Origin of the sequence: Streptomyces sp. ITFR-21 (genome assembly GCF_031844685.1) — a bacterium.
Lineage (GTDB): Bacteria > Actinomycetota > Actinomycetes > Streptomycetales > Streptomycetaceae > Actinacidiphila.
In genome coordinates, this window is record NZ_CP134605.1 from 6,114,760 (window position 1) to 6,128,852 (window position 14,093).

Below are 14,093 nucleotides of genomic sequence, written 5' to 3' on the forward strand. Positions count from 1 at the left end.
CGTCTCTCCTAAGCCCGGCTGCTTGGCGCGCCGAGTTCCGTGCGGACGATCTGGGCCAGGGTGTCCAGGTGGTCTCCCGTCCAGATGGAGTGGTGGGTCGCTCCGGTGACGCCGAACTCCCGCAGGTCCGTCAGCAGCCGCCCCCAGCGCATGTCCTCCTGCGCCGAGAACTCGGCCAGGACGTGCACGGCGGGGCCGTCGTAAGGGCCCTGCAGACGGGTGGAGTAGAAGCCCTCGAGGTGCGCGCGGAAGACCCGGTACTGCTGGTCGAGCAGGTCGGCGTCGAACTCCTCGGGCAGGATCGCGGACTTCTCCACGGCGGGGAAGACGGCTTCCGGCCGTGCGTCCGGCGGCCACGGCGCGAACAGCCCGGTCAGCTCCGGCGGGGTGCTGTCGGACAGCCCCATCATGTCGCGCACGAAGCGCAGCAGGATGTCCCGCTCCGGCGGCAGCGGCATCACTTCCGGCAGCCCGGCGTCCACCAGGATCAGGTGCGCTACCCGCGCCCCGGCGCCGGTGAGCCGCTTGGCCATCTCGAAGGCGAGCAGCCCGCCCAGCGACCAGCCCAGCAGCTGGTAGGGGCCCTCCGGCTGCGCCTCGCGCAGGATCGCGGTGTACTCATCGGCCAGGGCCGGCAGGTCGCTCACCGGCGTGCGGTCGTTGTCGAAGCCCGGCGCCTCGAAGCCGTAGAGCGGCTGGTCGTCGCCGAGCTGCCGGGCCAGCCCCGCGTACGAGTACGCCGACCCGGACACCGCGTGCACGCAGTACAGCGGTGTCCGGGTGCCCTTCGGCTGGAGCGGTACCAGGCGGTCGAGATCCAGGGCCACCTCAGCCACGCGCCTTTTCGATCAGCTCGTCCACCACGGCGGAGATCTCGCTGAGCTTGGCGTTGCCGTACAGCAGCCGCACGCTGACCCGGATCTTGAAGGTCTTGTTGATCCGGCTGACCGCCCTCAGCGCCTGCAGCGAGTTGCCGCCGATGTCGAAGAAGCTGTCGTCGGCGCCCACCCGGTTCAGCGACAGCACCTCGGCGAACGCGGCGGCCAGGGTCTCCTCGGTCGCGGTGCGCGGCGCGACGTAGTCGCGGTCGTCGTCGCCGGCCGGCTCGGGCAGCGCGTTGCGGTTGATCTTCCAGCCGTCGTTGTTCATCGGGAAGGCGTCCAGCGCCACCCAGGCTGTGGGCACCATGTAGTCGGGCAGCGACGCGGCCAGGTGCCGGCGCAGTGCCTCCGGCGCCGGCACCCGGCCGACCGAGGTGTAGTAGCCGACGAGCTGGTTCTCGCCCTGTCGGTCCGGGCGCATCAGCACCACGGCCCGCAGCACGTCGGGGTGGCCCTGCAGGACGGTCTCGATCTCGCCGAGCTCGATGCGCAGGCCCCGGAGCTTGACCTGGTTGTCGATGCGGCCCAGGAACTCGATCTGCCCGTCGCTGCTCCAGCGCACCAGGTCACCGCTGCGGTAGACCCTGCTGTCGGGGTCGAACGGGTCCTGGACGAACTTCTGCGCCGTCATCTCCGGCTGGTTGAGGTAGCCGCGGGCCAGGCCGCCCTCGGCGCCGCCGATGAGCAGTTCGCCGGGCACGCCCTTGGGCACCAGGTTGTCCCACCGGTCCACGACGTAGACCTGCCGGTTCAGCTGCGGGCGACCGATGGGCGGCGGCGTGGTCCACTCCCGCTGCTCCACCACGTAGGAGGTCTGGCCGATGGCGCACTCGGTCGGGCCGTACAGGTTCAGGTAGGTGCGGCCCGGCAGGTTCCACTTGTTGACCAGTTCCGGAGGCAGCACCTCGGCGCCGCCCATCACGTACTTCAGGTCCGGGTAGGGCTCGGCCTCCATCACCGACTGCATCGCCGGCGGCAGGCCCGCGTAGGTGACCCGCTGGTCGCGCAGCAGCGCGGTGAGCGCCTCCGGTGACTGGGCGTCCTCCGGGGAGACCGCCACCACCCGGGCGCCGACGAGGAAGGCGGTCCAGATCTCGCCCTGCGACATGTCAAAGTTGAGAGCCGGCAGCTGCAGCAGCCGGTCGGCCGGCCCGAGGTCGAACGTGCGCCGGTACGCCTCGCAGAAGTAGGAGACCGCCCGGTGGGCGATCATCACCCCCTTGGGCGCGCCGGTCGAACCGGAGGTGTACAGGACGTAGGCGAGCGATTCGCGGGTGGTCCACTCCTCCAGCGGCTCGTCGGCCGGGTTCCGCTCGATCAGCGGCCAGTCGGTGTCGATCAGCAGCGGCTGCCAGCCCTGCGGCTCGGGCAACTGCCCGGCCAGGCCCGAGCGGGTGAGGACGACGGCCGCGCCGGTGTCGCGGATCATGTAGTCCAGCCGGCCGGCCGGCAGCTTCGGGTCCATCATGGCGAAGGCGCCGCCGGCCTTGAGGACGCCGGCCATGGCCACGTAGGCGTCCAGGTCGCGGTCGATGACCGTGGCGACGATGTCGCCGTGCTTCAGGCCCATGCCGCGCAGGTGGCGGGCGAGCAGGTCGGCGCGCCGGTCCAGTTCGCCGTAGCTGAGCTCGTTGCCCCGGCAGACCACGGCGACCGCGTCCGGGGTGCGGCGGGCCACCTCCGCGAGGCTGACGTGCAGCGGCTCCTCGGCGTACGCCGCCTCCTCGCCCTTGCCCAGCGCCAGCAGTTCGGCGCGCTCGGCGGAGCTGAGCAGCCGCAGCCGGGAGACGGTGCGCGAGCTGTCCTGGACGGCGTCGGTGAGCACCGACTCGACGTGGTCCAGCAACGCCCGCACCCGCCAGTCGTCGAACAGGTCGCGGGAGTACTCGACGTTGGCGCGCAGGGTGTCGCCGGACTCGATGAAGTCGATGGCCATGTCGAAGCGCGAGCCGGTGGACGCCGATGCGACCGGCTCGCTGCTGATGTGCGGCAGCGCCAGGCTGCCGCCGGAGTTGGCGTCGCCGAGCAGCTGCAGGGACACCTGGAACAGCGGGTTGCGGCCGGCCACCCGGACCGGCTGGAGCCGGTCGACGATCAGGTGGAACGGCACCTCCTGGTACTCGTACAGGTCGAGGTTGGCGTCCAGGGTGCGCGCCAGCACCTCCTCGAAGGTGGGGTCGCCGGACAGGTCGGAGCGCAGCACCACCATGTTCACGAAGAGGCCGACCACGCTCTCCAGGTCCTCGTCGGGCCGGCTGAGCATCGGCACGCCGATGGGGATGTCCTCCTGGCCGGTGTAGCGGCTGAGGACCACGTTGAGGGCCGCGGCGAGCACCATGTACAGCGAGACGCCGTGCTCCTTGGCCAGCGCGCGCGCCTGCCGCAGCAGTTCCGGCGAATACGGCCGTACCAGCGATGTCGCGCCCCGGACGGCCAGCGCGGGCCGGGGCCGGTCGGTGGGCATCTCCAGTGTCGGCAGGTCCGCCAGCTTGCCGGTCCAGAACTCCAGGCCCTCGCGGAGCGCGTCGCCGGCCAGCTGCTCGCGCTGCGCGGCGGCGTACTCCAGGTAGCCGGCGCCGGGCGTGCCGAACTCCGGCTCGCGCCCGTCCAGCAGCGCCGTGTACGCGGTGGCGAGTTCGGCGTTGACGATTCCCGAGGACCAGCCGTCGGTGACGATGTGGTGCAGGTTCTGGAAGAGCACATGGTCGTCGTCGGCGAGCCGCAGCACCCGGTAGCGGTAGAGCGGGCCCTGCTCGAGGTCGAACGGCAGCCCGGACAGCTCGTCCAGCACCTCCCGTACGGCCCGGTCCTGCGCGGCCGCGTCCAGCCCGGTCCGCTCGGTCACCGTCAGGTCGACCTCGCCGGGCGGCGACACCAGCTGGAAGGGGGTGCCCTCCTCGGCGTGGACGGTCACCCGCAGGGCCTCGTGCCGGGCCACGACGAGGGTCAGGGCGCGCTGGAGCAGGTCGACGCGGAGCGGCCCGCGCAGACGCGCGGCCAGGAGGATGTTGTACACCGTGGCGCCCGGGGTCAACTGGTCGAGGAACCAGAGTTGCTCCTGGCCGAAGGAGAGCGGCGCGCGGGTACGGGCTTCGGTGGACGTGGTCATGAGGCGACTTCCTGATCGGTTGGCTGGTCGGTGGGGCGGTGGTGGTAGGGGGGAGCGGCCGCCGTGGGCCCGTCTGCGCGGGACGGGCCCCGCCGCGGCCGGGCGCCGGCCGCGGCGGTGCGCTCACGCCTGCCGGGGGGTGACGAAGGTGTCGTTGATGACGTAGCCGTCCAGGCCGTGCTCCTCCCCGTAGGCGAGCAGGTCGCTGGTGGTGTTGATGAAGCCCCGGCCGTTGAAGTTCAGGGAGGTGTTGCACAGCACGCTGAACCCCGTCAGGTCCCGGAACGCCTCCAGCAGGTCGGCGATGCCGGCGTTGCGCTCACGGGTCACCGTCTGGGTGCGGGCCGACCCGTCCACGTGGGTGACGGCCTTCAGCTCCTCGGAGGTGACCCGGTTGAAGAACAGCATGTAGGGGTCCTGCACCGAGCCGACGAACCAGCGGTGCGCGTCCTCCTCCAGCGCGATCGGCGCGATCGGCCGGTAGTCCTCCCGGCCCTTGATCGTGTTGAGCCGCACCGTGGTCTCCTCGGTGAAGGGCGCCGCCAGGATCGAGCGGTTGCCCAGCGCCCGCGGCCCCATCTCGTACCGCCCGCGCGCCCAGCCGATGATGCGCCCCTGCTCCAGGTAGCGGGCCACCTCGGCGGCCACCAGCGGCCTGGTCTCGTACCGGGCGGCGTCGGGCACCACGTCCTCGACGAACTCCTCGCCGGAGTAGACGTCCCACTCGATCGCCGCGGACCCGGTGTGGAACCACTGGGCGTCGATCGCGGTGCCCAGCGCGGCGCCGCTGTCGTTGGGGCAGGGCGGCACAAAGACGTCCTCGAACAGGCCGCTCTCGCGCAGCTGGGCGTTCCAGTTGCAGTTCAGCCCGCAGCCGCCGGAGACCAGCAGCGGCAGTCCCTCGGTGAGGTTCTTGGCCGCGTAGCCGTAGAAGGCGTCGAAGATGGCGTCGGAGTGCCGCTTGGCCAGGTCGCGGTACACCTGCGACTCGACGCCGGCGTTGTACACCGGCGACCAGGACATCTCGTCCTTCGACAGGCCCAGCACGATGCCGTCCTGGGCCAGGATGAAGTTGATGGTCTCCTGCTCCTCCTTGCTGATGTTCCGGTCGGACGCGAAGGCGGTCAGCGCCATCTGCTTGCCGGCGTGGCTGTAGTTGAAGTAGCCCTTGCCGCCGGGGTGCTTGGGGTCGGCCAGCGCGAACAGGTAGGCGTACTTGTTGCCGGGGTCGGTCATCACGTGCTTGAGGTGGGTGATCCGGCCGCTCTCGTCGACCCGGTAGAAGTCGCCGATGTTGCCCTCCCACACCAGCGAGTAGTGCGGCCGGCCGGCCGCGCCCGGAGCCATCCCGTAGGCCGTCATGATGTGCGAGCGCTCGTGGGTGGAGGAGAAGATCCGGACGTCCTTGCCGAAGAACTTCCCCGCGTCGTCCTGGATCGAGCCGTCGCCGACGCCGAAGTAGCCGGCCCGCGACGGCGGTTCGACGGAGTGGAAGCCCTTGACCCAGCCGCTCAGCGACACCACGTCGGGCAGCCGCGGCAGCAGCCCGGCCGCCCGGGTGACGACCTCGGCGGTCAGCCGGTCGTACCGCGGGTAGTTGTCCTTCTCCGCCTCCAGGGCGAAGAGCAGCTTGCCGTCCTCGATGGCGACGACGCCGCCGTCGTGTCCCTCTTTGAAACCCAGGATCAACATCTCGTGGTGCCTTTCCGTGTGGTCGGCTCGGGGCATGGTGCGAGCGTGGATGGGGGCGGCCTGGTCAGCCGGTGGTCGCGGGGGCGCCGAGTACGGGCGCGAGCACCCGGTCGACGTCGGTGAGCGCACGGGAGCGGACACCGGGTGAGGGCACGTAGTGGTTGTAGTAGCTCGCGCCCTCGGCCGGCGGCCCGAGCACGGCGACCGTGCGGCCCGCCGCCCCCGCCCCCGGGCGCGGCACGACGAAGCCGTCGCGGTCCAGCCGCAGCGCCCCGCCCTGGCCGGGCGCGGCCCACTCCCTGAGCGCCTGCCCGAGCGGGTCGGTCAGCGGGTCGGGGGCCGGCCAGCCGAGGTTGGCCCGTACCACCAGGTCGACGGCCATCCGGTGCGGCCGGCGCAGCCTGGTGGAGCTGAGCGTCCAGCCGTCGCCGTCGCGGTCCAGCCGCGGGGCGGGGCCGGGGCCGGGCCGTACGACGCCGGCCGCCATCAGCCGCAGCACCTCGTCGACGCGCTCCTTCTGCGGGCCGATCACCGTCCGGTTGACCAGCGCCGCGTACTCGGTCATGAAGTACCGGTGGGACGCGTCGGTCAGGCCCGGCGGGTCGAGGGCGGCCCGCAGGCTGTCGCGGTGGTCGCGCAGCACCTCCAGCGCCTCCTTGACCGGGCTGGCGCCCAGACCCCGCCGCGCCTCGGCGAGGTCGGCGCGGGCCTGTTCGAGCAGCGCGGCGGTGTAGGCGGCGTAGTCCTCCGGGCGCTCGCCGCCGCCGGCCAGCGCCCGCTCGACGGTGGCCGCCGCGTCGGCTCCGGCGTCCGCGCCCAGCCGGGCCAGCGCCTCCCGCAGGATCAGCGGTTCCACGTCCCGGCGGAAGTCCAGCCGCCCGTCCGGGGTGCGCTCCCGCAGGGCGGCCACCGCCGCCGGGGTGAAGTGCGCGGCCGGCGCGGACCGGCGCTGGCGGGTGGTGTTCGGCCGGGCGCGGGGCAGCGGGCCGGCGCGGTTGGCGAGCACGATCCGCGGCTCCCGGCCCGAGGCCCGGTAGCCGTCGCCGGTGAACACCCCGCCGCGCCCCACCGTCAGGCAGGCCACGACGTCCATCGCGGTCAGGCCCGTCCCCAGCACGGCCACGGCGGCCCCGTCGGGGATGCCGTCGAGCTGGTCGGGCAGCGGGTACGGCGTCTCGATCCACCCGTCGGCGGGACCGGGCGGCCGGACGGCCAGGCCGTGGCCGGTGGTGACCACCGCCAGGTCGACCCGGTGCTCGGTGCCGTCAGCGAGGGTGACCGTCGCACCGTCGCCGCCGGGCCGTACCCGGGTGGCCACCGCGGGGATGTGCCGCACGGTCAGCCGCTCGGGCGCGGCGGCCAGCAGCTCGCCGGTCGCCCACTGGAGGTACTCCCCGAGCAGCCGGCGCGGCAGGAAGGCGTCGAAGGCGGCGGGAACGCCGCGCGCCGCGCACCACTCGTCGAAGGCCGGGCCCGGGGTGACCGGGGCGCCCGGGACCATCTCGGTGTCGGAGAACACCGTCAGCTGCGAGGCGATGGTGTTGAGCAGCAGGTAGTCCGGCTGCTTGGACCGGTGGACGCCGATGCCGGGCTCGTCCGGCTCGACCAGCAGCAGTTCCACCGGCGGCCCGGCCCGGCGGGTGTGGCTCACCACCCGCTCCAGGACGGACAGCCCGCGCGGACCGACGCCGATCACGGCTATGCGTAAGGGCTTCACCAGCGTCTCGTCTCGCCGAAGAAGTCCGGGACCTCCAGCGACAGGCCCTGCTCGCGGGCGGTGGCGAGCACGTGGTGCCCCACCGCCAGGTCGAGCACGCCCAGGCCGAAGGGTGAGAAGACCAGCCCGCGGCCGGCGTCCGGCCTCGCACTGCCGTTGAGCACGTCGGCGAGCGTACCGTCCACGAAGTCCCGCCCGCCGGTGGCCTGTTCGGCCAGGTGCGGAGAGGTGTCCGCCTTCATGCAGTGCTCGACGTCGTCGAAGTAGTTCTGCGCGCCCAGGATCACCTCGGGGGCGAAGTCGCGCAGCGAGATGTTGAGCGCCACCTGTCCGGGGCGCAGCGCGCGGTCGATGTACGGGGTCGCGGCGGTCGTCGCGGTGACCACCGTGCCCGCGCCGAGCACGTCCTCGATGTCCGCGGCCGGCCGGGCGGCCAGGCCGAGTTCGTCGGCGGCGAAGCGCACCAGGCTGCCGGCCGACGCCTGGTCCGGGTCCAGGACGCGCAGCTCCTCGATCGGGTAGCCGGTGGCCGCCAGGTACCGCAGGACGGTGCGGGCGATGACGCCGGCGCCGACCACCGCCAGCCGTCCGTCGGGGGGGAGGTGCCGGGCGAAGGCCCGCGCGGCGACCGCGGCGGAGGCCGCCGTGCGGGCCGCGCTGATGCCGGCCGCCTCCAGCAGCGCCACCGGGTAGCCGGTGGCGCCGTCGTTGAGGACCAGCACGGCCGAGGCGCGCGGTATCCCCGCCGTCACGTTGCCCGGGAAGCTGGAGATCCACTTGATGCCCACGGTCCGCTCGTCCGCCAGGTCGATGGCGGCCGGCAGCGCGATGATCCGGGCGTCGGGCCGGTCGGGGAAGCGCAGGAAGTAGCTGTCGGGGTTGACGGTGCGCCCGGCGTCGTGCCGCAGGTACGCGTCCTCGACCAGCGCCACGACCGCGTCGACCGACGTGTCGAGGATGTCCTTGGCGACCTTCCCCGACACCACGTCAAACGAGAACATGCAGTTCCTCCTCCAGAGGGTCGTTTCCGGCGGGGCGCGCCCGGTCCAGACCGTGGTCGGCCACCCAGCCGTCGTCGTAGACGGAGTCGAGATAGCGCTCACCCATGTCCGGGGCGATGGCCACGACGGTGGCGTCCTGCGGGATGGCCTCGGCCAGCCGGCGGACGGCCGCCAGCACGGTGCCGGTCGAGCCACCGGCGAGCAGCCCGGTGTGCCGGGCCAGCCAGCGGCATTCGCGTACCGTCTCCCACTCCGGCACCAGGACGACGTCGTCGGGCACCTGCTGGTCCAGCAGCGGCGGCCGTTTGCTGGTGCCGAGCCCCGGGATGTGCCGGGCGGCGGCGATCGGCGCGAAGTTCACCGAGCCCTCGGCGTCCACCCCGACGATGCGTGTCCGCGGGCTGCGGCGCCGGAAGTAGTCGACGCTGCCCATCAGGGTGCCGCCGGTGCCCACCCCGAGGAACAGGTAGTCGACCCGGCCGAACGCCTTGAGCACCGCGGGTCCGGTCGTCTGCTCGTGCGCGGCCGGATTGCTCGGGTTCTCGTACTGGTTGAGCCAGTGCAGGTCCGGTTCGGTGGACAGCCGCCGCTCGATGTACGCGACCCGGGTGCCGAGAAAGCCGCCGTTGGCGTCCCTCCGGGTGACCGTCACCACCTCGGCGCCGAGCGCCCGCATGATGGCCAGCGCCGCCGGGTTGGAGTTCGGGTCCGTGACACAGGTGAGCCGGTAGCCCTTCGCCGCGCAGATCGTGGCGAGCGCGATACCGAGGTTCCCCGACGTCGACTCGATCAGCCGCAGCCCGGACAGGTCCCTGCGGGTGTACTCCGCCGCCTGGATCAGGCTGCGCGCGGTTTTCATCTTGATCGAGCCGCCCGGGTTCAGACCCTCGACCTTGAGATAGAAGTCCTGCAAGGCGCCGACGCCGGAAACCCGGAGGAACACGTCGTCCTGAATCAGATCGTAAACATGATCGGCGATCAACGTCGTCTCCATGGTGGTGGAAGGTGTGCCCTGGACGGTGTGGTGGCCGCGGCTCCCGGCCCGGCCGCCCGGCGGGTTCCGGCAGCGGCGCCTCAGCCGGTGGGACCGCCGCGGCGGTCCCGGCCGTAGGTCTCCTGTAAGGAGGACACCTCGAAATCCGCCCGGTTCCTGGCGCGGATCGCCCGGATGCCGGCGATCAGGGCGGACGGTGTGGTCACATAGGCGGCCCGGTGCTGTGCCGCCGCGGTGCGGACGGCCCGCTGCCAGGGCCGGCCGCCGCCCTCGGACAGCACCACCAGGAAGGCGAAGTCGCCGTCACGGACGCGCTCGGCGACATCCGCGGCCGAGCAGGCGAGCACGGTGGCGGCGGTGAAGCCGGCGCCGGCCAGCAGCGCGGCCGTCTCCTCGTCGGCGACCAGCTCGAAGCCGAAGCCGTTCAGGGTGCGCACGGCCGGCACCAGCTGCCGGACGTAGCGCGCCGCGGACGACACCAGCACCCGCCCCGACAGCGGCACGTCGAGGCCGGCCGCCGCCTGCGCCTTGGCGAACGCCACGTCGAAGCTGGCGCCGATCCCCATCACCTCACCGGTCGAGCGCATCTCCGGGCCCAGCAGGCTGTCCACTCCGTCGCCGGCCGGGGTGCGGAAGCGGTGGAAGGGCAGGACCGCCTCCTTGACCGCGACGGGCGCGCCCGGCCGGGGGGAGGCCCCGTCGCCGACGGCCAACAGGACGCCCTCCGCCCGCAGCTCGGCGATGCCCGCGCCGAGGATGATCCGGGCCCCGGCCCTGGCCAGCGCGACGTCGGTGGCCTTGGACACGTACGGTACGGTCCTGCTGGCCCGCGGGTTGGCCTCCAGCACGTAAAAGGTGCCGTCCTTGAGGGCGAACTGCACGTTCAGCATGCCGCGCACCCCCAGACCGTGGGCTATCGCCTCGGTCTGCCGGCGCAGTTCGGCGATGTCCTGCCGGTCCAGGGTGATCGGCGGCAGTACGCAGGAGGAGTCGCCCGAGTGCACCCCGGCCTCCTCGGTGTGCTCCATGACGCCGCCGAGGTAGACCTCCCGCCCGTCGCAGAGGGCGTCGACGTCGATCTCGATCGCCTCCTGGAGGAACTCGTCCACCAGCAGCGGGTGGTCGGGGGTGACGGCCGCGGCCCGCCGCAAATAGTCGCCGAGCGCCGCCTCGTCGCCGGCGACCTCCATGCCCTGACCGCCCAGCACGTACGAGGGGCGCAGCAGCACCGGGTAGCCGATCCGGGCGGCCACCGCGACCGCCGCGCCCGGCGACTTGGCGATGCCGTGCCGGGGCGCGACCAGGCCGGCGGCGGCCAGCGTGGCGGAGAACGCCTCGCGGTCCTCGGCCAGGTGGATGGCCTCGGGCGAGGTGCCGCGGACCGGCAGGCCGGCCGCGGCCAGCCGCCGGGCGAGCCGGAGCGGGGTCTGGCCGCCCAGCTGCACCACCACCGACGCCACCTCGCCGCAGGCGCGCTCGGCCTCGTAGACCTCCAGCAGGTCCTCGAACGTCAGCGGCTCGAAGTACAGCCGGTCGGAGACGTCGTAGTCGGTGGAGACGGTCTCCGGGTTGCAGTTGACCATCACCGTCTCGTAGCCCGCCGCGCGCAGCCCGGCCGAGGCGTGCACGCAGGAGTAGTCGAACTCGATGCCCTGGCCGATCCGGTTCGGGCCGGACCCGATGATCAGCACCTTCGGCACCGGTACGGACTGCGGCGCGACCTCCGACTCCGCGTCCGGGTCGGACTCGTAGGTGGAGTAGTGGTACGGGGTGGCCGCGGCGAACTCCGCGGCGCAGGTGTCGACGGTCTTGAACACCGGCCGGACGCCGAGCCGGTGCCGGAGCCCGCGTACGCCGTCCTCGCCGCCCAGTTCCGGGCGCAGCGCGGCCAGCTGCCGGTCGGACAGCCCGCTGCGCTTGGCGTGGCGCAGCAGCGGCTCGTCCAGGCCGTCGGCCGCGGCGAGTTCGGCGCGCAGCTCCACCAGGGCGAGGACCTGGTCCACGAACCACGGGTCGATGCCGGAGGCGTCGTGCGCCTGCTCGGGACTGGCGCCCAGGCGCAGCGCCCGCTCCAGGGTGTAGAGCCGCGCCTCGTGCGGGGTGCGCAACTCCTCCAGCGCGGCGGCCGCCGCCTCGGCGCGCCCGGTGCCCGCCGCGGACCCCGACGGGTCGGGCACCGTCCAGAAGCCGGCCGCCGGGGTCTCCAGCGACCGCATGCCCTTGCCCAGCGCCTCGGCGAAGCTGCGACCGATGGCCATGGCCTCACCGACCGACTTCATCGTGGTGGTCAGGGCCGGGTCCGCCTGCGGGAACTTGTCGAAGGCGAAGCGCGGCAGCTTGACCACCACGTAGTCCAGGGCGGGCTCGAAACTGGCCGGCGTCCGGCCGGTGATGTCGTTGGTGATCTCGTCGAGGGTGTAGCCGATGGCGAGCTTGGCGGCGATCTTGGCGATCGGGAAGCCGGTCGCCTTCGACGCCAGGGCCGAGGACCGCGACACCCGCGGGTTCATCTCGATGACCACCAGCTCGCCGTTGCGCGGGTCGACCGCGAACTGGATGTTGCAGCCGCCGGTGTCGACGCCGACCGCGCGCAGCACCGCGATGCCCACGTCCCGCATCCGCTGGTACTCGCGGTCGGTGAGGGTCATCGCCGGGGCCACCGTGACGGAGTCGCCGGTGTGCACGCCCATCGGGTCGAGGTTCTCGATGGAGCAGACCACCACGACGTTGTCCTTGTGGTCCCGCATCAGTTCGAGCTCGTACTCCTTCCAGCCGAGCACGCTCTGCTCGACCAGCACCTGCCCCATCGGGCTCTCCGCCAGGCCGGACCGGGCGAGCCGCTCCAGCTCCGCCGCGGTGGTGGCCAGCCCCGAGCCGAGGCCGCCCATGGTGAACGACGGCCTGATCACCACCGGCAGGCCCAGCTCGGCGGCGCAGGCGCGGACCTCCTCCAGCGACCGGCACACCGCGCTCGCGGGGGTGCGGGCCCCGACCGAGGCGACGATCTCCTTGAACAGCTGCCGGTCCTCGCCGCGGGCGATCGCGGCGATGTCGGCGCCGATCAGCTCCACGCCGTACTTCTCCAGCACGTTGTTCTCGTGCAGCGCGACGGCGCAGTTCAGCGCGGTCTGCCCGCCGAGGGTGGCCAGGACGGCGTCCGGCCGCTCCCGCGCGATGACCTTCTCCACGAACTCCGGGGTGACGGGCTCGATGTAGGTGGCGTCGGCCAGCTCCGGGTCCGTCATGATCGTGGCCGGGTTGGAGTTGACCAGGCTGACCCGGATGCCCTCCTCGCGCAGCACCCGGCACGCCTGGGTGCCGGAGTAGTCGAACTCGCACGCCTGCCCGATGACGATCGGGCCGGAGCCGATGACCAGGACGTGGCCGATGTCGGTGCGTCGGGGCATCAGCGCCGCCCTCCGGGTCTCAGGGAGCCGACGAAGGCGCTGAAGAGCGCGGACGCGTCGTGCGGACCGGCCGCGGCCTCGGGGTGGTACTGCACGGAGAAGGCCGGTACCTCCAGGCAGCGCAGACCCTCGACCGTCCCGTCGTTGGGGCAGTGGTGGGACACCACCGCGGGCCCGTACGGGGTCTCGAACCGCTCGCCGGGCTCGCCGCGTACCGCGAAGCCGTGGTTGTGCGAGGTGATGGCGACCCGGCCGTCGGCGGCGTCCACCACCGGGACGTTGATCCCCCGGTGGCTGTAGCGCATCTTGTACGTGTCGCGGCCCAGGGCCCGCCCGAGGATCTGGTTGCCGAAGCAGATGCCGAACAGCGGCAGCCGGCGTTCCAGCACGCTCCGGGTCAGCGCCACCACATGGTCCATCGCCGCCGGGTCCCCGGGGCCGTTGGACAGCAGCACTCCGTCGGGCTCGGTCGCGAGCAGTCCGTCCGCCCCGGTGGCGTCGGGCAGAACGTGGGACTCGACGCCCAGCGCGGCCAGCATCCGCAGGGTGCCGGTCTTCAGGCCCAGGTCCACCACGGCCACCCGGAAGCGCCGGGGGCCGGCGGCGGGGTACACGTAAGGCCGCCGCGTGCTCACCCGCGAGGCGAGTTCGGCTCCGGTCATCGCCGGCCCGTTCAGCACCGCCGCGGTCATCCCGGCGGGGTCGGCGAGCGCGTCGCCGGAGAAGACGCCGGCGCGCATCACGCCGTGCTCGCGCAGGTGCCGGGTCAGGGACCGGGTGTCGACCCCGGCCAGTCCGACCACGCCCTGCCGCACCAGTTCCGCCTCGAGCGGCCGTACGGAGCGCCAGTGCGGAACGGCTCGGGAGGGGTCACGGACGACATAGCCGGCCACCTGGATGGCCGACGACTCGCCGTCCTCGTCGTTCCATCCCGTGTTACCGATCTGTGTCGCGGTCTGGACGACGATCTGCCCGCGGTAAGACGGGTCGGTCAACGTCTCCTGATACCCGGTCATTCCGGTCTGAAAGACGACCTCCCCGAGAGAGGTACCCGTCGCCCCGAATATTCGGCCAGGGAAGAACCTGCCGTTTTCCAGGGCCAGGACGGCAGGTATCGCTAATAGAGGCACGATTCCTCCGGTGCGAAGTCCAAAATGAATTGGAACCTGGATCGGCAGCCTGGGGCATCCCCTCCCCGCGCCGGAGAGGACAGTACGGGGCACGCCAGCCGGACGGCAAGGGGCGTCGCCGGCGGCCGCTGAGGGGCCGTCCGTGCCGGAATAAACATCGGC

8 protein-coding genes are annotated in these 14,093 nt (G+C 72.6%); all 8 read right to left on the minus strand.

Features of this window, described 5'->3' with window-relative positions; genetic code table 11:
- Positions 1-8 precede the first annotated feature (8 nt).
- The 8 genes from RLT57_RS27275 to carA all read right to left on the minus strand — a co-directional run bounded on the left by RLT57_RS27275 (position 9) and on the right by carA (position 13,934).
- The gene (locus RLT57_RS27275) at positions 9-836 is read right to left on the minus strand and encodes an alpha/beta fold hydrolase (protein WP_311299895.1); all 828 of its coding nucleotides are present in this window, start codon (positions 834-836) and stop codon (positions 9-11) included.
- Positions 829-3,990, minus strand: coding sequence for a non-ribosomal peptide synthetase (locus RLT57_RS27280; protein WP_311299896.1), 3,162 nt, complete (start codon positions 3,988-3,990; stop codon positions 829-831). Before RLT57_RS27280 ends, RLT57_RS27275 begins: the two co-directional genes overlap by 8 nt.
- A 123-nt stretch (positions 3,991-4,113) precedes the next feature.
- Positions 4,114-5,682, minus strand: a complete 1,569-nt coding sequence (locus tag RLT57_RS27285) for a carbamoyltransferase C-terminal domain-containing protein (RefSeq protein WP_311299897.1) — start codon at positions 5,680-5,682, stop codon at positions 4,114-4,116.
- A gap of 64 nt (positions 5,683-5,746) precedes the next feature.
- On the minus strand, positions 5,747-7,399 hold the full coding sequence (locus tag RLT57_RS27290; protein ID WP_311299898.1) for an FAD/NAD(P)-binding protein: 1,653 nt from the start codon (positions 7,397-7,399) through the stop codon (positions 5,747-5,749).
- Positions 7,396-8,400: a 2,3-diaminopropionate biosynthesis protein SbnB gene (sbnB, locus tag RLT57_RS27295; RefSeq protein WP_311299899.1), complete on the minus strand. Its 1,005-nt coding sequence runs from the start codon at positions 8,398-8,400 to the stop codon at positions 7,396-7,398. Before sbnB ends, RLT57_RS27290 begins: the two co-directional genes overlap by 4 nt.
- Complete coding sequence (gene sbnA, locus RLT57_RS27300) at positions 8,387-9,394, minus strand: 2,3-diaminopropionate biosynthesis protein SbnA (protein ID WP_311299900.1); 1,008 nt, start codon at positions 9,392-9,394, stop codon at positions 8,387-8,389. The genes sbnB and sbnA overlap by 14 nt, the downstream gene beginning before the upstream one ends.
- An 80-nt stretch (positions 9,395-9,474) precedes the next feature.
- A complete protein-coding gene (gene carB, locus RLT57_RS27305; protein ID WP_311299901.1) occupies positions 9,475-12,801 on the minus strand; it encodes a carbamoyl-phosphate synthase large subunit in 3,327 nt (1,108 codons plus the stop codon).
- Positions 12,801-13,934, minus strand: coding sequence for a glutamine-hydrolyzing carbamoyl-phosphate synthase small subunit (carA, locus tag RLT57_RS27310; protein ID WP_311300889.1), 1,134 nt, complete (start codon positions 13,932-13,934; stop codon positions 12,801-12,803). Before carA ends, carB begins: the two co-directional genes overlap by 1 nt.
- Between the last annotated feature and the right edge of the window lie 159 nt (positions 13,935-14,093).